Here is a 20060-nt window from a genome sequence, read left to right as displayed (position 1 = left end):
CAGTATAAATTTAACATTTAGAAAGAATGAATATTCTTTGTGTCTTAGAGTCTTGGTGGTTGGTATTTTTTCACCAACAAGGCACAAAGGCACTAAGCGTTTTGAAGCCAAACAGTTATGTGATAAATCACACAACGAGGAGAGGAAATATTCTATTAGGTCTATCTACTTAAAAAAATAAATATGTTTATTTGTAATCATACTTACGATAGAAGTGTTTCTAACCTGAGGAAGTGCCATGTCCAAAATCTGCTAGCTACGGTGAATAAGTAAACACATTTCTGGACAAAAAGGAAGTGTGTAATTGAACAAGAGTGAGGGAAATATCTATGTTAGCCATTGCAGAATTAGCTCTGAAATGGTATCCCTTGGATTTTGGTTTACTACCTACTAATTTTGCTCAGGTTCTTGTCATCCCAGAAGAAGCTAGTCTTGCTTTTTCTGGAACAAAATTTTTGGTGGCATTCTTAGCAGGATTGGTTATGGCATTTGCCTTCCAACTACTATTAACAAACTTGTCTGTAGCTGTAGGTATCTCATCAGGAATAGATTTAGACGCTGATGAGTCAAGAAGTTTGGGAGGTGCGATTCGTAAAGTAGAAGCTAAAGTTGGTATTTGGGCACTAATAACTGCAAGTATTGCATTATTTAGTGCTTGTTTTTTAGCAGTGAAACTTAGCTTTATTAGCAGTGCATTTGTTGGAGCTATTATTGGTGTAGTCATTTGGTCTGCCTACTTTGCAATTTTAATGTGGCTAGGTTCAAATGCAGTCGGTTCTTTAATTGGTTCTGTTGTCAGCACTGCTACTTCTGGATTGCAAGGACTGATAGGTGTAGCAGGTGCTGCTGTTGGTTCTAACATCGCGCAAAAACAGATGATTTCTACTGCGGAAGATATTACAGCCGCAGTGCGTCGGGAATTAACATTAGGTTTTGACTCAGAAGGTATCCGCAATACACTCCAAAGTTCTTTAGCTTCTATACAATTACCAAAGCTGAATCTGAAAGAGATTCGCAGTCAATTTGAGCAACTGCTGCGTGAATCTGATTTACAATCTATTGCTGATAGTGACTTGCTGCAAAATATCAATCGCCAGACTTTTGTCGATTTAATTAGTAGTCGCACAGATTTTTCTAAAGCAGAAATTAATCAAATTGCTGATCAATTGGAAGCAGCTTGGCAACAAGTTTTGCAGCGCCGAAATCCAACGCAGCAAGTAATTAATTTACTTAAGAAAGCTAGTCCTGAAGAACTGAAATCTGAGAATTTAGGTGAACGACTTCAGGAGTTAGTGACAGTCACAGGAGGTAATGGCAAACAAAGTAATGGTGGGATTAAGCAAGCTATACAATATGGCTTAAGCGCTGCTGTACCTGCTGTAATTAATAAGGTAGATTTCTCTACCTTAGATGTGGACAAAATTACCCATCAATTGGAAGAGTTAAAAGACAAAGTTCAGGAAGTAGATGTTGAGAAAATTACTTCGCAATTAAAACAGCTTAGAGATCAGGCAAATGTACAAGTAGCCCAAAGATTGCCGGGACTATCTTACAACACTATTAAGGCAGATGTTGAAGATTACATACTCTATTCTTTACCCTGGCATTTCAACCGTATTACTATCAAAGATGAATTCAAAGATGTCATCTATGATCAGAATGCAGATCCCAGAACAGTCCGCCGCGAATTAGAGGAAATCAACAAAGAATATCTTACTAGTTTGCTGTCACGACGGGATGATATCAGTGAAGCAAGGAAAAAAGAAATTTCCGAACAATTGGAAAGCATTCGCCAGGAAGTTTTAGAAACTGTCCGCCAAGCCCAAGCACGGGAAAAATCCCAAGACTTGCGTACGCGCATTGAAAATTATTTGCGTTCTACTGGTAAAGAAGAGTTAAATCCAGAAGGTATTGAACGAGATTTTGCTACGCTGTTGGAAGATCCGGAGGCTGGTTTTGAAGAATTAAGTCAGCGCCTTTCTCAATTTGATCGTGATACATGGGTGCAGTTACTCCAGCAACGTGAAGATATCAACCAAGAGGAAGCTAATGATATTGTTAGCCAACTCGAAAGTACGCGCGATCGCGTTTTGCATCGTACTAGAGAACTGCAAGAACAAGCCACAACTCAAGCTGCACAACTGCGACAAAGGGTAGAAGAGTATCTGCGCAATACTAATCAAGAGGAACTAAACCCTGAGGATATCAAGCGCGAGTTTAGAATGCTGCTAGAAGATCCGCAAGCAGGAATTTCTGCTTTACGAGCAAGGTTATCGCAGTTTGATCGTGATACGCTGGTACAATTGTTGAGTCAACGGCAAGATTTGAGTGAAGAACAGGTCAACCAAATCCTCGATAATTTAGAACAAGTACGCGATAACATTCTACAAACACCACAAAAAGTAGCTGATCAAGCAAAACAACAGTACGAACAAACTGCCAAAGCGATCGCCGAGTATCTTCGCAATACTAATTTGGAAGAACTTAACCCAGAAGGTATCCAGCGAGATTTAGAAAAATTACTGGAGAATCCTCAAGAGGGTGCTTTGGCGTTGCGCGATCGCCTATCGCAGGTAGATCGGGAAACTCTGGTGAAGTTGCTGACTCAGCGAGGAGATTTGAGTCAAGAGGATGTAAATCGCATTATTGACCAGGTGCAACAAGCTATTGGTAATATTGCCAGAGTACCGCGACGCTTGGCAAGCCGCACTACTAAACAAGTTCTGGATTTTGAAGCCAATCTTGAAAATTATCTGCGGAACACTCATAAAGAAGAACTCAATCCAGAAGGTATCAAACGAGATTTGCAATTATTGCTGCAAGATCCCCGCACTGGAATTGGTAGTTTAAGCGATCGCCTAGCCAAATTTGATCGTTCGACAATTGTGGCGCTACTGTCTCAACGGGAGGATATCTCAGAAGCGGAAGCGAATCGGATTGTGGATCAAATCGAATCTGTGCGTAACTCAATTGGCGAACAATACCAGCAACTCCAGCACTCCTTGCAATCGGTGATTGATGGAATTTTTGCTAGAATCCGCAACTATCTCAACTCGTTGGATCGTCCTGAACTTAATTATGAAGGTATCCAGCAAGACTTTGCCAAGTTGTTTGACGATCCCCAATTAGGATTGGAAGCCTTACGCGATCGCCTTAGTCAATTTGATCGTGATACCCTAGTTGCTATCCTCAGCTCTCGTGAAGATATTTCCCAAGAACAAGCTAATAGGATTATTGATCGAATTGAAGCAGCAAGAGATAGTGTGCTTCAGCGTATCGAACGTATCCAAGAGGAAGTTAACAAACGTCTTGTTACTCTCAAACAACAAACTCAAAAGCAAGCAAGAGAAACAAGAAAAGCAGTAGCGGATGCTGCGTGGTGGTTATTTAATACTGCTTTTGCTTCTCTAGTTGCTTCTGCGATCGCTGGTGCTTTAGCAGTAACTAGTTCTGGCTTATTTGTTTCTTAAAAAATCCTATCACTCAACAAAAGCCTGCTTATGCAGGCTTTTTTGATTTTGACTATAATATCAACTTCGGCTAATTGCTTACGATATTATGCTTGTTTGGGGGTAATGGGTAATTGGTTTTTCCCATTACCCGTTACCCATTACCCATTACCTATTACCAGCCTACGCGACAGTATAAGTATTCAAGCGAACATAATATGAGTTGTAAGTTGAAAAATTTTACCTGGAATGAAAACCGCCGTTGCGGCGCTGTTTGTGTCTAGCAACAGCTTTACGCTTTTCTTTTTCTAATGGAGTTTCAAAGTGACGCTTTTTCCTCATATCTTGGAATATACCAGCTCTAGAGACTTGGCGCTTGAATCGTCGTAAGGCTGATTCAATCCCTTCGTTTTCTCCCAATACTACTTGCGCCATTGTTATTACTCCTGGTATGAGTGGATACTTTACATCAACAAAGGAAAAAATATTCCAGCAGAGTACAGTCATTTATTAGATCTGCTGGAGACTCTAAGATTTAAAATTTTTTATATAAACTTAGTAACGGCGATTATTGCGGCCACTATTACCCCAATTTCCACCATCAGAAGAGTAACTTCTTTGACTGTTTCTTTCTGGACGAGGTCTAGCTTTGTTAACTTTTAAATCTCTCCCCATCCATTCAGCACCATCTAGCGCTTCAATAGCACTCTCTTCTTCTGCGTCTGACTGCATTTCTACAAAGGCAAAACCACGTAGACGTCCACTCTCACGGTCTGTAGGTAGCTGAACTTTCTTGACTGTGCCATATTCAGCAAAAACCTCCCTCAGGTCTTCTTCTCTAACCTGGTAGGATAAGTTACCGACGTAAATAGACATAGGGCATCTCCCAAATCAATTGCTGTAGAGAGTTAGATTCGGAGAGACGCTTCTTAAAATTAAAACGAAATTCTCAACCGAAAATAAATCCTGTTACTGGGAGTATAGCAAAAAAATTCTTTGACCACATCGCTCAATAAATGAATGTGTCTTCAAATAGAATCTATTTTGGCTCAAGCAAATAAAGCTGCTTAATTGGCTTAAGCTAATTTAAGCATATTTATCTGACTTATGGGTAGGTGAATTATATTGTATCTATTTGAATAACTAATATTGTTGCGTAGGCTGGTCATGGGTAATAGGAAAAACCAATGCCCCATATCGAAGCATAATATAGTAAACAATTAGCCAGACTTGATCCTACAAACGATAGTATCATTACTTTGTCATAAGAACAGCTAATACAAGCACATTCACCAAAAACCTGCTACACCGGATATACTTCTCCCCAACAGACAAAAACTACTAACAATCAACGCTAGCTTCTGCCCTAGTTTTTCTGTGTAAAGACAACAAAGCTATGTTTGGCTAATTCTTCTTTCCCAGTTTTATTTGTGGCATAATTCACAAATTCTTGTACAGAGTTTGCGGGTGATTTTTTGATAAAAATTCCAATCGGTGTAACCATTGGATATTTGTTATTTTTGATATTTTCAAAGCTAGGTTCTACACCATTAAGGCTAAGATGGTTGACTGGTAAATTGTAAGAAATCGCATATGCTAAAGAAAAAGCACCAATACTATAAGGTGTATTTTGAATGGCTGCAATTAATTCACTTTCTCTACCCAGAACAACAGCTTCTGAAGAAATTTTGAGATCTTGACCAAGATAATATTTTCGCAATAAATGCTCAGCAGATTCTTCTTCTGGTCTATTGAAAACAACAATCTTGGCATCAGGACCGCCTAACTCTTGCCAGTTCTTGATACTACCACTATATATTCCTTTGAGTTGTTTGGTAGTCACATTAATTATATTTTTAACACTGGGATGAGTAGCAACTAAAAAACCGTCTTTAGCAAGTAAGTAATATTCTAAGTTATCTGCTTTTTCCTCTAGCTGCAATTCTCGGTTGAGAGTTCCAATGTCTAACAATCCATCTTTAACTCCAGCAATACTTGCTTTTGATGAAAAAGGTGTGAGTATGGAAACTTTGGTCATGGGATTTTTCACCTCATAAGCACTAGCTAACACCTTCAAAGCTGGATAAACACTATTAGAACCAGCAATTTTAATTTCTTGCTCTGCTTGAGTGTTTATGGCAGAATTGGATATAGTCGCATTAGTATTAATACCACAGCTAGGAAGTCCTAAAAGTACAACTCCCATTGCAAATATAAATAAGCTTTTCGTTTTCATGTGCCTTGCTCAACCAAGTAAAGTTACAACCACAACTGAAAAAATAGGAAAAAATTTAGATTACCTAATATCGACACCAAACTCATACTAGGGGCTGGAGATATTTAGGTATTCATTATGAACTGTTTTTGCCAAAATATCATGAAAACCTCACCTCCTACCCCTCTCTTTGGCAAGGAGAGGGGTGTGTGATAGGACGAAGTGAGTTTACTTTCAACTTAGGAGGGAAATTTTACTCAATAAACTAATTTTACTGTTTAGTATTTTAATTTTAATAATGCCCACCTACTTAACTTTCTTTGCAAAATAAAGCCCAGCCACTACATAGTGATGAACAAACTACTGACAGCCAGCGAAATTCGGCAACTGTGTCGCCAAGGAAAATATCAAGCCCCAACTCCTGGAGTTGCATCTGGATATGTACAGGCTAATTTAGTCGTTTTGCCTCTGTCTGTTGCCTTTGACTTTATGTTGTTTTGTCATCGCAACCCCAAACCTTGTCCATTGCTGGATGTAACTGAAGTCGGCAATCCCGAACCCCGTATGATTGCACCAGGTGCTGATCTGAGGTCAGACTTACCTCGTTATCATGTGTTTCGCTATGGTGAACTGGTAGAAGAAGTTACAGATATCAAACAATTGTGGCGTAATGATTTTGTTGGCTTTTTGATTGGTTGTTCATTTTCCTTTGAAGCAGCGCTAGTAAATGCAGGTGTTCCTGTGAGACATATCGAGGAAAACAAAAATGTACCGATGTATAAAACTAGCGTAAATTGTATGTCAGGTGGGGTTTTTTCTGGGCCTTTAGTGGTTTCCATGCGTCCTTTGTCGCCCCTTGATGCTATTCGTGCTGTACAAATTACCAGTCATTTTCCGAAATCGCATGGCGCGCCAGTACATCTAGGTGATCCAAGCGCGATCGCGATCGCAGATATCAATTCTCCTGATTTCGGTGATCCAGTTACTATTCGTGAGGGGGAAATTCCTGTATTCTGGGCTTGTGGTGTGACGACGCAAACTGCAATAGTTCAGGCGAAACCAGAGATAGCGATTACTCATGCTCCTGGTCATATGTTCCTCACGGATATTAAAGATGAATGAATCTTCTATCAAAATCGGGGAAAGATTAACAAGTACAGGAAAAGGGCAAGAAATCATTCACAAAATCGCTCAACTAGAATCTATTTGTGGGCAAGATGTTGGTAGAGGCATTCAACCATTAGTAGCAGCAACAAGGGGAGGACTACTAAAAACTGCTCGTTCGATCGCCCAGCATCCTACTCCACATGTGGCAATTATGACAGGATTCTTTTTGCCCCACGGTAAACCTCCAGCACCGGAAACCGATGGTCCGATTGGTTGTGCGCTGTTAGCGGCAGGTTTGCTGAGGGCAGGTATTCCTGTAAGAATTATTACAGATTCTCTTTGCTTTCGTACAGTCAAAGTAGCAGTGCAAGCAGCAGGAATAACAGCTGAAATTCCTTTTGATATTGTGCCAGTAGAAACGACAAAAAATCAGCAAGCGATTTCTTCACTGCTGACCTTATGGGAATCTTTAGAAACACCTATTTCTCACCTCATTTCCATAGAAAGACCAGGCCCTAGTCATGATGGCATTGTCCGCAATATGCGAGGACAAGATATCACAGCATATACTGCACCTTTACATCTTTTATTTGCATCTCAAAATATCATCACAGTAGGAATTGGTGATGGTGGAAATGAGTTAGGTATGGGCAAAATTCCTCAAGATGTAATTCGTCAACATATTCGACATGGCGCAAAAATAGCTTGTATTGTTAGTTGTGATTATTTAATCGTATGTGGCGTTTCTAATTGGGGGGCAACTGGTTTATTAACAGCTTTATCTTTACTGCGTCCTGATTGGAAAATAGCAATTCTTTCTGGATTAAATTCACAAGCAGAGTTTTATATTTTAGAATCAATTGTTAAACATGGTCCTGCAATTGATGGGATTAAAGGCGTGCCAAGTCTTTCTGTTGATAATTTACCTTTTGAATATCATGCCCACATTATGAAATTAGCCACTCAAATAATTTAGTGGTTAGTGGTTGGTGGTTGGTGGTTGCTTTTTGGTGTTTAGTGGTTAGTAGTTGGTAGTTAGTGGTTATTTTCCACCCCACCCTTACCTTAAGCCGCGCAAAGCGCGTCTACACACCCCTCACACCCCTCAAACTCCACCTCCCCATCATCCTAACTCTTAACTCTATCCCACTCTGCTAAAATCCTTTCTCCTTCCCGACAAAGTATTTCATGAAATTGACCGTTACTAGCTAATAAACCACCCCACTGATTAATATCTCCGGTGTTGTATTGTAATGGTCTACCATCGAAGTGGGTAAATTGACCACCAGCTTCTGTCAGGATTAATTCAGGCGCGGCCATATCCCAATCTTTAGGTGCAGATTTACCAGAAAGAGAAATATAAATATCTGCTTGTTGTTCAACAATAGTGGAAATTTTACAGCCGACACTACCAACAGCTTTTTGATTTTGGCAAGGTAGATGTTGCAGCAAATATTCGAGTCTATCGTTGCGGTGGGAACGACTGACAACGAGAGTTAAATCTTCAATGCGTTCTCGTGATGATACTTTTAGGGGAGTAGTTTGGCGATCGCGAGTTTCTACAAATGCCCCGTTACCTTTAGTCGCATAGTATAATTTATCTGCTTCGGGAACTGCTACCACAGCTAACACTGGACGATGTTCTTGTATTAGCGCAAGGTGAATGGCATACTCACCTGTTTTTTCGATAAAATCCCGCGTACCATCTAGAGGATCAATAATCCATGACCATTGACAACTTGGATGCTTGGCTTGTTCTTCTTTATAGGTTTCTTCACTAATATAAGCAAAGTCTTCATTACCCAAAGCTGCTTGCAATTTCTCCAAAATAAAGTGATTGACAGCTAAATCAGCAGCCGTAACAGGGTCATTATCTTTATAGTGGACATCGAGATTTTTGCAAGTCCCATTGTAGTACGATCGCAGTATCTCTGCTGCACCCCAACCAACAGAACGAGTGATTTCGAGTATATTTTGTAAGTCTGGCATTAATTTTGTCCTATATTTTTTAGGGGTGTAAGGGGATAAGGGTGTAAGAGTGTGTAAGTATTTTAAGTTTTCTATACCCCTAAACCCTATCATTGAAAAGACTCCATCCAAAGGCGTGTGCCAAAAAATTGACAGGAAAAAGCAGCTATTTTTGCTGCTGATGCTAGTGCATCAAGGAAATTTTCCCGTAATACGTAATGACAAAAAGCACCGTGAAAAATATCTCCAGCCCCCAGTGTATCAACAGCAGTAGTTTTTGGCACGTCTATAAAGCCGCTTGTACCCGTTTCCTGTATGAGATACTGGATCGGTTGTTCACCGTGGGTAATGGCGATGTGAGGAATACCAAATTCACTGAGATAGGTAAAGACCTCTTCCTGAGTCTGGCAATTGGGAGGATGGAAATTGGCAGAACAAATGGCGTAATCTACAAAGGGTAAAATTCTATCAAAACCAGGTTTCCAGCTACCACCATCTATGACTACTGGGATATTATTTGTTTTTGCTGTTTGAGCTATTTCTATCCCTAAATTCATTTGATGTCCATCAATTAGGACAATATCAACATTTTGTAAAATGTCTGCTGGGATAGCTTGGCTGTCGGCTTGAGTTTTGACAGCATTGATGGAAATTACTGCCCGTTCGCCACTGGCTTGGGTAACAATAATAGAAGAAACTGGCGGTGGATCGGTTTTAGTGGGATCAAGATCAGTGATTTCTATTTGATATTTTTGTAAGTCTCCACGAATTAATTGTGTCATTGGGTGAGAACCTACTACACCTAAAACTTCAGCTTGATTACCCAAATGGCTAAAAGCAACAGCAGCATTGGTTGCAGGGCCACCTGCGGCAACAGTATAGTCAGTAGCAACTACTTTTTGATTGTTTCTCGGGGGAGATTGGGCGAGGTAAATTAGATCGAGGGTTACTAAACCGACAAATAAGCCATAATTGGTCATTGGTTAGTGGTTAGTAGTTAGTAGAGACGCGAGGAACATCGCGTCTGTACATTAGTAGTTAGTGGTTAATGGTTATAAACCAATTACAAACTACTAATTACTATCTACTAACTACTAACTACTAACAAATTTTAATTTTCATGCAAACTGATCCAAAACCAGGAATACTTTATATCGTCGCTACACCAATTGGAAATCTGGAAGATATGACTTTCCGAGGAGTGCGAATTTTACAAACAGTGGATCTGATTGCGGCGGAAGACACACGTCATACGGGTAAGTTGCTACAGCATTTTCAACTTAAGACACCACAAATTAGTTACCACGAACATAATCGTAGCAGCCGTATCCCAGAATTATTAAAGCTATTGGGTGAGGGTAAAGCGATCGCTTTGGTGACGGATGCAGGTATGCCAGGTATTTCTGATCCTGGGTATGAATTAGTGAAAGCGTGTGTTGCAGCTAAAATCTCTGTAGTGCCAATTCCTGGTGCGAATGCGGCAATTACGGCATTGAGTGCAGCAGGATTACCAACGGATCGATTTGTGTTTGAAGGATTTTTGCCAGCAAAAGCTCAAGGGCGACGAGAACATTTAGAATTTTTGAAGACAGAACCCCGTACTTTAATTTTCTACGAATCTCCCCACCGTTTGCCAGAGACGTTACAAGATTTAGCAGATATCTTTGGTAGCGATCGCCAAATTGTCTTGGCACGGGAGTTAACTAAATTGTATGAGGAATTCTGGCGGGGAACCTTAGCACAGGCGCTTGCTTATTGTAGTGTTAAGGAACCTCAAGGAGAATACACTTTAGTTGTGGCAGGAAGTCCACCCAGCGAACTGGTACTATCAGAAGTAGAATTAAAAGCTGAGTTAACAAAACTCATTACTCAAGGAATGTCGCGATCGCAAGCCAGCAGAGAATTAGCAAAAGTAACTTCCCTACCCCGCCGCCAACTTTATCAACTGACTCTTAGTATAGAGATTGGGGAATAGAAGGGAGACATAATCAATTCAAAATTCAAAATGGGGAAGGGGGACAAGGGAGACAAGGAAGACAAGGGAGAACATCTTCACTCCTCACACTCCCCATTGCCCCTAATCCCCACTCCTTGTGGGAGCGGGAGCCGGTGAGTTCCCCACCTCCCTTATCATCCCAATTCCCAATTCCCATTACAATGGATCATGATTGATAATGAGGACAAAGAATGACCCAGGTGGTTTTAGGAGAGAATGAAGGAATAGAGTCAGCTCTACGGCGCTTTAAGCGTCAGGTTTCTAAAGCTGGCATTTTAGCTGATGTTAAGTATCATCGGCATTTTGAAACACCATTAGAAAAGCGCAAACGCAAAGCAGTGGCTGCTAGACGTAAGCGGCGTTTTAAATAAAAAAATCGGCACTGACGTTGCTTGACAAGATTAATGTTAAAACAGCTACAGAGCCTCCGTTATCATTTTGAAAAAAAATAAGCAAGAATAACCACCCCTCAAATAGGGGTGTAAAATAATTCCCTTGCCAAGTTACGGAGCGCGCCGAGTGTCCGATCATGGTTAGATGGAGCAAGCCAAATTGCTAGCCCATCAACCTAATTATTTAACAAAGACTGTGTGTAGCACAGTCTAATATTTTTAAGATTAATTAATAAAAATATTTGGAGCTTATTCTGGAAACATACGTAAAAGTAAGTCGTAATTATTACGTATTTTTTACTTAATATTTCCAGGTTCAGGATAGACAAGACCATTGTTATTACAACGATTCATTGCTTTTTCCACTCCTTGTTTGAGGCATAATTCTACGCATTCACAGACAAAGTTTAATACCTCAGCAACAAATTTTGTTTCAGTTACCGAAAATTTTCCCAATACATAAGACACAGTATTTTCATCACCATTACTAACACCTTTGGGTCTACCAATGCCGATACGTAGGCGAGGAAAATTTTGTGTGCCTAAATGTGCGATCGCACTTTTCATACCATTGTGTCCACCAGCCGAACCTGACAAGCGCAGACGAGTTTTCCCAAGAGGTAAATCCATGTCATCATAAACAACTAATACAGATTCGGGCGGTAATTTATACCAACTAGTGACAGCTTGTATAGCTTGTCCAGATCGATTCATATAAGTGAGTGGTTTCAACAGACGAATTTTGTCGTTGGTAGGTGCAATACCTTCACCGTACTCACCTTGAAATTTGCGATTTTCTACCAGAGGAATCTGCCAAGAACGGGATAGAACATCCAAAGCGGCAAAACCAATATTATGGCGTGTTTGATCATACTTTGGTTCTGGATTCCCCAAGCCAACAATTAATTGGGGAATCACCAAAGTTGTTTTGGCAGTAGCTTCTGTCATTTGAAGTATGAAGGATGAAGTGTAAAATGAGCAAATAGTAAACAGTTATAAACAAATAACAGATAACTGGTAACTGATCACTGACTTACACTTCTTCCTTTTGAGGTGCTTCTAATTGCTTTGGTTCCAGTTCAGCAGTAGTTTTTACAGCTGCTTCTATCTGAGCTGCTTCTTTTTGAAACTCATTTTGAAATTCCTTAGAAGCATCTTGAAAACCGCGAATTGCTTTTCCCATGCTACGACCAATTTCTGGCAATTTCTTCGGGCCAAATATTAACAGTGCCACTATCATAATTAAAGCCATTTCCGGCAGACCAATACCAAATACGTTCATTTGTGCTTTCTCCTGTCAACTTAAAAACTGTTACAGAAACCCATAAGTTTAGTTTAGACATAAGTTACTGGTTAGTGGTTGATAGTTCTTTATTGGTTGTTCATGGTTGTGGGAGTAACTAACAACAAACTTAACAAAAAAACCCGGAGTGACCGGGTGGGGAAGCGTTTTGATACAAGTGTAAAGGTTCTTTCCCAATTAACGTCCTAAACTCCGCCAATCCACACTGACGTCCTGGATAATTATTGACTTGTTATAGAGTTGCAGAATAATCAGCAGAAACACGAAAAATAGGCCCATAAAAACAGCCATCAGGGGAGTAGTACCCCAACCTGGGGCAACTTTACCATATTCAGAGTTCAGGGGTCTGAGAATATCTCCTAACCGCGTCCGTTGTGCCATATCTCACCTTAAGATAGTTGCCAAAGCATTTTTTAATCTTCTGTAATATTCTATAAGAATAGCACTCATAATCTATCCTTTTATGATGGAACCCGCAACAGTTCTTAGCATTTCCGTTGGTGCGATTGTGATCGTGATCACAGCGCTATCTATTTATACTGCTTTTGGCCCTCCCTCTAAGCAATTGAGCGATCCTTTTGAAGACCATGAAGATTAGCTAAAAACAAGGGACTAGAAACTAGGGGTTAGAGGTAAGTGACTAGGGGCTACTGACTATAGACTAGTAAAAAATTTAACTCACAACTAGTCACTTCCTATTTCTTAGTACAGCTTTGCATAAAAGCGTGGCGATTTAAAACGCAAAGGGACGCAAAGGTAAACGCACCAGGGGCGCGGAGTGTTGTTGCCATAATTTCGCTATGAATTTATGCAATTTTTTACTTAGTTTCTAATTAAAAGTTTAGGAGCAATAATACTTTTATTCACCTACCAAGGTACAGGCTGACCGAGATGGAAAAAGCCACCACTTATACCATCATCGGAAAGGGTTGCTAACTGCACACCTGTTTTTGCTCCCTCAGTAATGTCCATCATTGCACCTTCACCTCCTAATTCGGTTTTAACCCAACCGGGATGGGCGCTGTTTACCTTCACAGGTGTATCTTTTAAGGCATGGGCGAGATGAACTGTAAAGGAATTGACAGCAGCTTTAGACGCATTATAAGCAAAAGGTTTGGAATCATAAATAGGAGAGTTTGGATCAGCATGGAGAGCTAATGACCCTTCAATACTTGCCATGTTGACAATCCGGCCACTTGGGCTTTTCAAAATCAACGGCAATAATGCCTGAGTCACTTCAACCAAGGCAAAAAAATTGGTGTCAAATGTCTTGCGAAGGGTGTCCATTGAAACGGAACTCGCATTACTAATTAACCATTCGCCATCAAGCATCACCCCAGCATTATTGATCAAAACATCCAGCTTGCCAAACTGATCGCCAATTGCTTGAACAGCTGCTTGAATCTGAGTGCTATCGTTCACATCAAGGGCGATCGCTTGAGCTTTCAATCCTTCATTTTTGAGTATCGTTGCAGCTTCTTCTGCGGCTTGCAGTTTGCGGGCTGCAATCAGAACCATTAATCCATGTTGTGCAAGTTGGCGGCTCATTTCAAATCCGAGTCCTTTGTTTGCACCTGTAATCAAGGCAACTTTGCCGTTCGATTCGCCGTTGACCATTGATTTGCTCTCCTTTTGGTTAGGATTTTTACAACACTAGCAAATTTACCACGACGCCGTTCCTAGAAAGTTGGCTAGTTTCTTACTTACTGTGTGATCGCTATTCATCTAATCTAGAAATTGAGTTGCTATCAAGCTGTTGCAGAATCACTTATTATCAACTTCAAATTAATAATTTTCCAGGGTCTGATAGTGAATTTTTGGTCAATAGCTGTAGATGATAATTCAGAAGTAGATAAAGGACGCTCTAACAAATCAACAGATTCCTCTAAACTTAACCCCAGATTATTCTGCAAAGACAACTCGGCTGTTTCTCCATGACATTCATAACAACGCAAAATCCATTTTTGTGGTTCATCTTCTGCTTGTTTAAATGCCATTAAGATTAAATTTTCTGCTGATAACTCTAAGAAACTTGCTTCTAATCCATCTCCATTCACCGAAAGGGGAGGATTCGCAGGACACACAATGACTTGCAAAGGTACATTTAATTCATACCCGCGTTGGACTGTGTGGGCTGATTTCCAATCACCAGCATGGGGATACAAAGCATAGGTAAATTCATGTACACCTCTGTCTGCGTGAGGATCAGGCCAGTTAGGACTTCTTAAAAGTGTTAGCCGTAGTTGATTTGGTTGAGCATCATAACCGTACTTACAATCATTAAGCAAACTCACACCGTAAGGATTTTGGATTGAGAATTGAGGATTAGTGAAAAGTTCTTCCGTGTCTCCCATGTCCCCCATGTTCCCGATTTCTTCTGTCAAATCTGCCCAACGCAAGGCGGGAACTTCCCATTTTGCCTTTTCTGCTGGGGTTTGGGGTTTGGTGGGGCGGCAAATTGCACCACAGGGGATTTCGTAAGTAGCAAAGTCTGCTTCGAGATTGAGAGGAAAGGCTGCTTTTACCAATACATGCTCTTGTTGCCAATCTACCTTCATGGCAATTTTCAGCATAGGTGAAGTTGTTGACAGAATGTAATCACAGCAAAACTCTGATTTACCAAGTTGCTGCACCACACGCAAACGGTGTTGTACTGGCCCTTGTTCTAGCCATTGGATAGATTTCAGAGTTGCTGATGGTAGAGGGTGCTGAACATAATTAGGGTCAATATTCCATGCATCCCAATATTGACCACTATCTTGAAAAGCTTGTAATAGATTCCCTCCTGCTTGAGCGAGAACTTCTCTATTATTAACCTTGTCAAAAACAGTAGATAAATTACCAGTTTGTTCGTCAATAATTACTCGTAAAAATTCATTTTCCAAAGTCAATCTTTCTAGTGAAAATTGTTCTTGCTTTTGCAAACTCAATTTGGTATTCCCAGACTGGGTTGTGTTATTGGCATTTTTATGCTGACAAGGACACAGCCAAAAAATACGGTAGCCAACAGGCGGAATATTCCCAGCTAAAAACAGCAGTGTGGAAGCTTCACCTAACTGGGAAACGACTTGGTTCCCAGAATGATCATAAATCTGCCATGTCTGATTAGGTACAGTGGTAGAGGGTAAGGGAACAGTAACAACCTCAGAACGCTGCCAGTTCAAGGAATTGAAGACAACCACAGGTAAACTATCCGGCTGTGGCGGTGTTGGGAAAGCAATTTGAGTTGCGATCGCTCGCAAAGAATCTTCCAATATCTTCGCACCAACCTTTTCTACTGCCTGCCACTGTGGTAAAGCGTCCTCATAAACTTCAGTAATTGAGGAACCAGGCAAAATATCGTGAAACTGGTTAAATAAAACTTGCTTCCAAGCAGTTTCCAATTCCGCCTTTGGATAATTTACTCCACAGCGAATAGTGGCGATCGCTGCAAACAATTGAGCTTGGTACAACAAATTCTCACAGCGACGATTCCAACGTTTTTGCTCACCGTGGGTAGTATAGCAACCGCGATGGAATTCGAGGTAGAGTTCGTCATCCCAGGTGGGGAGAGGGGGAGGTGGGGAACTCGGGACCCCCACTCCCTTGGGGGAGTGGGGATTAGGGGCAGTGGGGGGAGTGTGAGGGGTGGGGGAATTGACTTTTGAGCGAAGGTGTTGGAGGTACTTTTGTGCGGTTGTAAATTCTAACTCTGGGAAGAGGGGGGATTTCTGCCAGCGTTGGGCAGTTTCTAACATATCACGGGTGGGGCCGCCGCCGTGATCACCGACACCAGGAAGCCACAGCGAGTCTGTAAATCCAGTTTGAGTTTGCCATTCAATCGCATAATCAGCCATTTTCACCGGATCAATACCTTCACCCACAGGCGCGGACATTAAACTTAGTATTTCACTGCCATCAGGAGAACGCCACCAAAACGCACCGTAAGGAAACTTTGTTGTATCATTCCAACGTAACTTCTGTGTGACAAAATACTCAATTCCTCCCTGTTGCATAAACTGCGGCAAAGTTGCACAAAAACCAAAAGTATCAGGAACCCAAACTATATTCGCCAGCTTGCCAAACTTTTCTTGCACATAGCGCTGACCATACAATAACTGCCGCACAATCGATTCACCAGCAATCAAATTTAATTCCGGTTCCACCCAAAAACCACCGACAACCTCCCAACTTCCCGCTGCAACTTTTTCTTGAATAGCTCTAAATAAATCCGGGCGATTTTCCTCTACCCAAGCATACAAAGCTGGAGTCGAATGACAAAAAACTAACTCCGAAAAATCTGCCTGTAACTGTAAAACCGACTCAAAAGTACTCTGCGCCGCCTCCCAAGTTTCACTCACACGCCACAGCCACGCCATATCCAAATGAGCATGACCCAACAAATATATTTTGGATTTTGGATTTTGAATTTTGGATTGCAGTAGATGATTACGTAAAGATAAAAGCCTCCGATTAATCTCTCCCCTCTCTTCCTCTGTGTTCTCTGCGTCTGTGCGGTTCATCACCTCACCCACCACCACCGCTAAACTATCCAACCTCTCAGGCGCAAACCTTTCCAAAAAACGCTGCGTTACAGCCAACTCATCAGCCACAAAACCAGGATCAGGACACTGCTCATCATTTGATTCATAAACCAAAAGCGATCGCATTAACGCCCCATCGCAATGTCCCGGACTCACCAAACGTATAGCGATTAAAAATTCTTCCCCTGGCGTTACCGCCTGACTAACTAAAATCCGAGGCGAACAATCAAACAAATCTCCTTCACCCACCAACTCCCCATTCACATAAATTTTGGCAGAATTCGCCCACCAAACCAAGGCCAGCCGCAAAGACAAACCCTGTAGTCCATAACCTTCTAAATCCTGGGGGATCACCAATTTCTGCACTAACCACAAAACTTTTTGCCCTCCAGCCCAAGCAATATTTCCCTTAGCATTAATCTGGGCAGGTGTCCACTCAGACAACGAAGATGCATTGACATTAGTCACAGCCAAATCACCTGCAAAACAGCACCATTGTGGGAGAATATTCACTTGGCAAAAAGAGCGCAATTTCTCAATTGCCGCTAAGATGATTTTGGTATTGGATGGTGATACGGAAGAGGTCATTCGATTTTAGATTTTGGATTTTGGATTTTAGATTGACTCCACAGATAAATCTGGAGGCTTATACCATCAAAGATATATATGTCATAATTTTCGCTATTATTGATGGCGTAAATATAATGTATTTCTCTTGTAATGTTAATAGATAGTAGTTAGTAGTCAATTACTAACTACTGTACAGGCGAAGTATTTGGATTACCAACAACCAACAACTGTTCACTACCATGCCTTCTGCTTCCTCTGAACGCTATCAAAGCAGACTTTTTAACTTCGTTCACAAACAATCTCGACGTTGGAGTGAAGGAGTAGGACGCACCTTTCGTCATCTACAGGTTGCTGCTTAGGTTGGTCTTTAGAAGCACTAATGTACCCCGTATTTATGCTGCTTCAAAAAGCGCGAGAGTCAGCAGGAAAACAACTACACCCCACTGGACAGCAAACACAAAATCCACAATTACAAGCAAACTATATCGATTTCCAACCAGAAACACCGCCAGCACCTGATATCCCCATTCAGCGAGTGTTAAAGGTTGTAGAAAGACTAAGCATCAACCCCTCACACTCCTCCTACTCCACCCTTACCTTAAGCCGCTACGCGTCTACACACTCGCCCCACCTCCCCATCACCTCACCCCCCCACCTATTACCCATCCAGGGAATTGCCTGCCAGTTATGCGATCGCCAACTGGTACTCGTGACTTCCAAAAATGAAATTTTAGATATATTAACCCCTCAGCAAAAGCACAAATTAGAAGAGCGAATTATTACAGAAATCGCTAATTATTGGCGTCAATGGCGCTTATCCCAATTTAAGGAAGAAAAAAAGCTAGTCACTGAAATTAATCGCTTGCTGACAAAGTTGACTGGTAGTAATGGTGAAACCACAACAGCAGCACTACCATCTGGTAATGCAGAACAAAAAACAGAGGAATTATCTTTATTAAATGCGAAGCGATCGCTAGCTTTGTTAGATGCAACTGTTGCAAAGTTAGAGTCCAATGCTTTAGAACCAATTTCTCATACTAGCCGTGAACTCATCCAACTCTTACAAACTCAACTGCAAATATTTATTTATGGAAAAGAGCAGATATCAGTTAGGAAACAAACTACAACCGCTCTAGAGAATCCCGAAAATCCAACATCAAATCTTCAAAATTTAATTTGGGCAGCATTGAATTTCTTTTTTGGAGAACGCCAGAGTCAAAAATTAAATCAGTCTAGATCCACAAATAATTTTTCTCAAGCTTTACCAATTAGTCATAACAAAAAACAAGGTTATACAACCCAAAAATGGCTGAAAACTTCTAAGTTACAAAGTGATGAACTAGTAGATTTGTGGCTGAGTGAGAGTGATGTCTTTGGTGATATTCAAGTCATCAGGAAATCTAATGATCGTCCAAAAAATACAAATAATATAATTAGCAGCACTACAATTTCTACCTCCGCGCTTTCTATTAGTCAAACAGCAAATAATCCTTTGCACAGCCTAATTCATCGCTTAAGAAGTTTTACATTACAACCTAAAGGGAAATTAGTAATAAAGCAAAATCCAGTTATCAATATCACTTATAATTACACAACATCTAACAAAATATCTGTTGTAGCAAAAACAGCATTTGCAATTTTTCAACAGCAACGCCAGCAAACTACAGGTGTAGAAGCAAAACCAGACTGGATCGAGACAAAAGCCAAAGTCATTGGTTATGAAAAACATCCATTAGAGCAAATTTTGGCATGGTTAGATGGTGCTATGCTGTGGCTAGAAGAAATGATTGTGAGAATATTTAAATTATTACAGCGTCTATGGCGTGGAAAATAATTTAGTTAGTAGTAGATAGTAGCTAATTGTTAAGCACTAACTACTAACCATTAACCACTAACCACTAACAAAAAATAACATGATTAAACCTCAACGCATTGAACCTGGTCCCGGACAAGAATCAGTTTGGGATTATCCCCGTCCTCCTCGTCTTGAGGAAACAAATAAGCATATTCAAATAATATTTAATGATGTCGCGATCGCTGATACTCACCACGCCAAACGTGTTTTAGAAACTAGTCATCCACCTGTCTACTACATTCCTCCAGAAGATATCAAAATGGAATACTTAATCCAATCACCACAATCTAGTTTTTGTGAGTGGAAAGGAAGTGCTAGTTACTACACAATTCGCGTAGGCGATAAAGAAGTGCAAAATGCTGCTTGGTTTTATCCTAATCCCACACCTGCTTTTGCATCCCTCAAAAATTATGTAGCATTTTATGCTCATTTTATGGATGCTTGTTATGTGGATGGTGAAAAAGTACAGCCTCAACCAGGTAATTTTTATGGTGGCTGGATCACGAGTGATATTGTTGGGCCTTTCAAAGGTATTCCTGGTAGTTGGGGGTGGTGAGAACAAATTTTGTTTAATTTTCCGAAATCTCCTTTATTGAATGTGAAGTAGTGATAAAGCAAAGCCAAATTACACAATTCCGACTTTAACAAGTAAATTTGTCGCACTTCACACAATTAAGGAGTT

The 20060-nt window shown here is 40.7% G+C and carries 18 protein-coding genes; 8 read left to right on the top strand and 10 right to left on the bottom strand.

Annotated features, from left to right (window positions below; all coding sequences use genetic code 11):
• Positions 1-329 precede the first annotated feature (329 nt).
• Positions 330-3470 carry an MFS transporter gene (locus tag RS893_RS16750; protein ID WP_315785506.1) on the top strand — a complete coding sequence of 1047 codons (3141 nt, stop codon included), beginning with the start codon at positions 330-332 and terminating at the stop codon, positions 3468-3470.
• A gap of 219 nt (positions 3471-3689) precedes the next feature.
• Here the strand turns inward: RS893_RS16750 and rpsU (RS893_RS16745) are convergent, their stop codons facing one another.
• The 3 genes from rpsU (RS893_RS16745) to RS893_RS16735 all read right to left on the bottom strand — a co-directional run bounded on the left by rpsU (RS893_RS16745) (position 3690) and on the right by RS893_RS16735 (position 5685).
• Positions 3690-3884, bottom strand: a complete 195-nt coding sequence (rpsU, locus tag RS893_RS16745) for a 30S ribosomal protein S21 (RefSeq protein WP_315785503.1) — start codon at positions 3882-3884, stop codon at positions 3690-3692.
• Positions 3885-4004: 120 nt separating this feature from the next.
• The gene (locus RS893_RS16740; RefSeq protein ID WP_315785500.1) at positions 4005-4325 is read right to left on the bottom strand and encodes an RNA-binding protein; all 321 of its coding nucleotides are present in this window, start codon (positions 4323-4325) and stop codon (positions 4005-4007) included.
• A gap of 490 nt (positions 4326-4815) precedes the next feature.
• Entirely contained in the window at positions 4816-5685 is an 870-nt protein-coding gene (locus RS893_RS16735; RefSeq protein WP_315785497.1) for a substrate-binding domain-containing protein, read from the bottom strand.
• A gap of 330 nt (positions 5686-6015) precedes the next feature.
• Here RS893_RS16735 and RS893_RS16730 point away from each other — a divergent pair, with 330 nt between their 5' ends.
• Together RS893_RS16730 and RS893_RS16725 are read left to right on the top strand one after the other, a co-directional pair.
• The gene (locus RS893_RS16730; RefSeq protein ID WP_315785494.1) at positions 6016-6786 is read left to right on the top strand and encodes a putative hydro-lyase; all 771 of its coding nucleotides are present in this window, start codon (positions 6016-6018) and stop codon (positions 6784-6786) included.
• Complete coding sequence (locus RS893_RS16725; protein WP_315785491.1) at positions 6779-7747, top strand: DUF4392 domain-containing protein; 969 nt, start codon at positions 6779-6781, stop codon at positions 7745-7747. Before RS893_RS16730 ends, RS893_RS16725 begins: the two co-directional genes overlap by 8 nt.
• Before the next feature lie 152 nt (positions 7748-7899).
• On the opposite strand, the gene RS893_RS16720 is transcribed toward RS893_RS16725, so the two are convergent.
• Positions 7900-8760 carry a 3'(2'),5'-bisphosphate nucleotidase CysQ gene (locus RS893_RS16720; protein WP_315785488.1) on the bottom strand — a complete coding sequence of 287 codons (861 nt, stop codon included), beginning with the start codon at positions 8758-8760 and terminating at the stop codon, positions 7900-7902.
• An 89-nt stretch (positions 8761-8849) separates the two neighbouring features.
• Positions 8850-9719 carry a sugar kinase gene (locus tag RS893_RS16715; protein ID WP_315785486.1) on the bottom strand — a complete coding sequence of 290 codons (870 nt, stop codon included), beginning with the start codon at positions 9717-9719 and terminating at the stop codon, positions 8850-8852.
• 140 nt (positions 9720-9859) lie between these two features.
• Here RS893_RS16715 and rsmI point away from each other — a divergent pair, with 140 nt between their 5' ends.
• Positions 9860-10714 carry a 16S rRNA (cytidine(1402)-2'-O)-methyltransferase gene (gene rsmI, locus RS893_RS16710; protein ID WP_315785483.1) on the top strand — a complete coding sequence of 285 codons (855 nt, stop codon included), beginning with the start codon at positions 9860-9862 and terminating at the stop codon, positions 10712-10714.
• Between the two features lie 212 nt (positions 10715-10926).
• Positions 10927-11106, top strand: a complete 180-nt coding sequence (rpsU, locus tag RS893_RS16705; RefSeq protein WP_009459242.1) for a 30S ribosomal protein S21 — start codon at positions 10927-10929, stop codon at positions 11104-11106.
• A gap of 318 nt (positions 11107-11424) precedes the next feature.
• On the opposite strand, the gene pth is transcribed toward rpsU (RS893_RS16705), so the two are convergent.
• The 3 genes from pth to psbH all read right to left on the bottom strand — a co-directional run bounded on the left by pth (position 11425) and on the right by psbH (position 12811).
• The gene (gene pth / locus RS893_RS16700; RefSeq protein WP_315785457.1) at positions 11425-12075 is read right to left on the bottom strand and encodes an aminoacyl-tRNA hydrolase; all 651 of its coding nucleotides are present in this window, start codon (positions 12073-12075) and stop codon (positions 11425-11427) included.
• Between the two features lie 85 nt (positions 12076-12160).
• Positions 12161-12409 (bottom strand): TatA/E family twin arginine-targeting protein translocase, encoded by a 249-nt coding sequence (locus RS893_RS16695; protein WP_315785455.1) that lies wholly within the window; start codon positions 12407-12409, stop codon positions 12161-12163.
• Between the two features lie 198 nt (positions 12410-12607).
• Positions 12608-12811, bottom strand: coding sequence for a photosystem II reaction center phosphoprotein PsbH (gene psbH, locus RS893_RS16690; protein ID WP_009459237.1), 204 nt, complete (start codon positions 12809-12811; stop codon positions 12608-12610).
• A gap of 85 nt (positions 12812-12896) precedes the next feature.
• On the opposite strand from psbH, the gene psbN reads away from it, so the two are divergent.
• Positions 12897-13028, top strand: coding sequence for a photosystem II reaction center protein PsbN (psbN, locus tag RS893_RS16685; RefSeq protein WP_016871838.1), 132 nt, complete (start codon positions 12897-12899; stop codon positions 13026-13028).
• 269 nt (positions 13029-13297) lie between these two features.
• On the opposite strand, the gene RS893_RS16680 is transcribed toward psbN, so the two are convergent.
• Positions 13298-14047: an SDR family oxidoreductase gene (locus tag RS893_RS16680; RefSeq protein ID WP_315785409.1), complete on the bottom strand. Its 750-nt coding sequence runs from the start codon at positions 14045-14047 to the stop codon at positions 13298-13300.
• Positions 14048-14178: 131 nt separating this feature from the next.
• Positions 14179-17541 (bottom strand): alpha-mannosidase, encoded by a 3363-nt coding sequence (locus RS893_RS16675; RefSeq protein ID WP_315785406.1) that lies wholly within the window; start codon positions 17539-17541, stop codon positions 14179-14181.
• Positions 17542-17917: 376 nt separating this feature from the next.
• Between RS893_RS16675 and RS893_RS16670 the strand changes: the two genes are divergently transcribed.
• On the top strand, positions 17918-19357 hold the full coding sequence (locus RS893_RS16670) for a hypothetical protein (RefSeq protein ID WP_315785403.1): 1440 nt from the start codon (positions 17918-17920) through the stop codon (positions 19355-19357).
• Positions 19358-19436: 79 nt separating this feature from the next.
• Positions 19437-19934: a DUF427 domain-containing protein gene (locus RS893_RS16665; RefSeq protein WP_315785400.1), complete on the top strand. Its 498-nt coding sequence runs from the start codon at positions 19437-19439 to the stop codon at positions 19932-19934.
• Positions 19935-20060 lie beyond the last annotated feature (126 nt).

Origin of the sequence: Fischerella sp. JS2, from assembly GCF_032393985.1 — a bacterium.
GTDB lineage: Bacteria > Cyanobacteriota > Cyanobacteriia > Cyanobacteriales > Nostocaceae > Fischerella.
The sequence above is the reverse complement of the archived record's forward strand: the minus strand, read 5'-3'. Positions and strand labels throughout refer to the sequence as shown.

Coding starts and splice junctions, on each gene's coding strand:
- rpsU (WP_315785503.1), bottom strand. CDS start 3,884: ATGGCGCAAGTAGTATTGGGAGAAAACGAAGGGATTGAATCAGCCTTA.
- RS893_RS16725 (WP_315785491.1), top strand. CDS start 6,779: ATGAATGAATCTTCTATCAAAATCGGGGAAAGATTAACAAGTACAGGA.
- RS893_RS16740 (WP_315785500.1), bottom strand. CDS start 4,325: ATGTCTATTTACGTCGGTAACTTATCCTACCAGGTTAGAGAAGAAGAC.
- rsmI (WP_315785483.1), top strand. CDS start 9,860: ATGCAAACTGATCCAAAACCAGGAATACTTTATATCGTCGCTACACCA.
- RS893_RS16720 (WP_315785488.1), bottom strand. CDS start 8,760: ATGCCAGACTTACAAAATATACTCGAAATCACTCGTTCTGTTGGTTGG.
- RS893_RS16665 (WP_315785400.1), top strand. CDS start 19,437: ATGATTAAACCTCAACGCATTGAACCTGGTCCCGGACAAGAATCAGTT.
- RS893_RS16695 (WP_315785455.1), bottom strand. CDS start 12,409: ATGAACGTATTTGGTATTGGTCTGCCGGAAATGGCTTTAATTATGATA.
- RS893_RS16730 (WP_315785494.1), top strand. CDS start 6,016: ATGAACAAACTACTGACAGCCAGCGAAATTCGGCAACTGTGTCGCCAA.
- RS893_RS16750 (WP_315785506.1), top strand. CDS start 330: ATGTTAGCCATTGCAGAATTAGCTCTGAAATGGTATCCCTTGGATTTT.
- RS893_RS16675 (WP_315785406.1), bottom strand. CDS start 17,541: ATGACCTCTTCCGTATCACCATCCAATACCAAAATCATCTTAGCGGCA.
- psbH (WP_009459237.1), bottom strand. CDS start 12,811: ATGGCACAACGGACGCGGTTAGGAGATATTCTCAGACCCCTGAACTCT.
- RS893_RS16735 (WP_315785497.1), bottom strand. CDS start 5,685: ATGAAAACGAAAAGCTTATTTATATTTGCAATGGGAGTTGTACTTTTA.
- pth (WP_315785457.1), bottom strand. CDS start 12,075: ATGACAGAAGCTACTGCCAAAACAACTTTGGTGATTCCCCAATTAATT.
- RS893_RS16680 (WP_315785409.1), bottom strand. CDS start 14,047: ATGGTCAACGGCGAATCGAACGGCAAAGTTGCCTTGATTACAGGTGCA.
- RS893_RS16670 (WP_315785403.1), top strand. CDS start 17,918: ATGCTGCTTCAAAAAGCGCGAGAGTCAGCAGGAAAACAACTACACCCC.
- psbN (WP_016871838.1), top strand. CDS start 12,897: ATGGAACCCGCAACAGTTCTTAGCATTTCCGTTGGTGCGATTGTGATC.
- RS893_RS16715 (WP_315785486.1), bottom strand. CDS start 9,719: ATGACCAATTATGGCTTATTTGTCGGTTTAGTAACCCTCGATCTAATT.
- rpsU (WP_009459242.1), top strand. CDS start 10,927: ATGACCCAGGTGGTTTTAGGAGAGAATGAAGGAATAGAGTCAGCTCTA.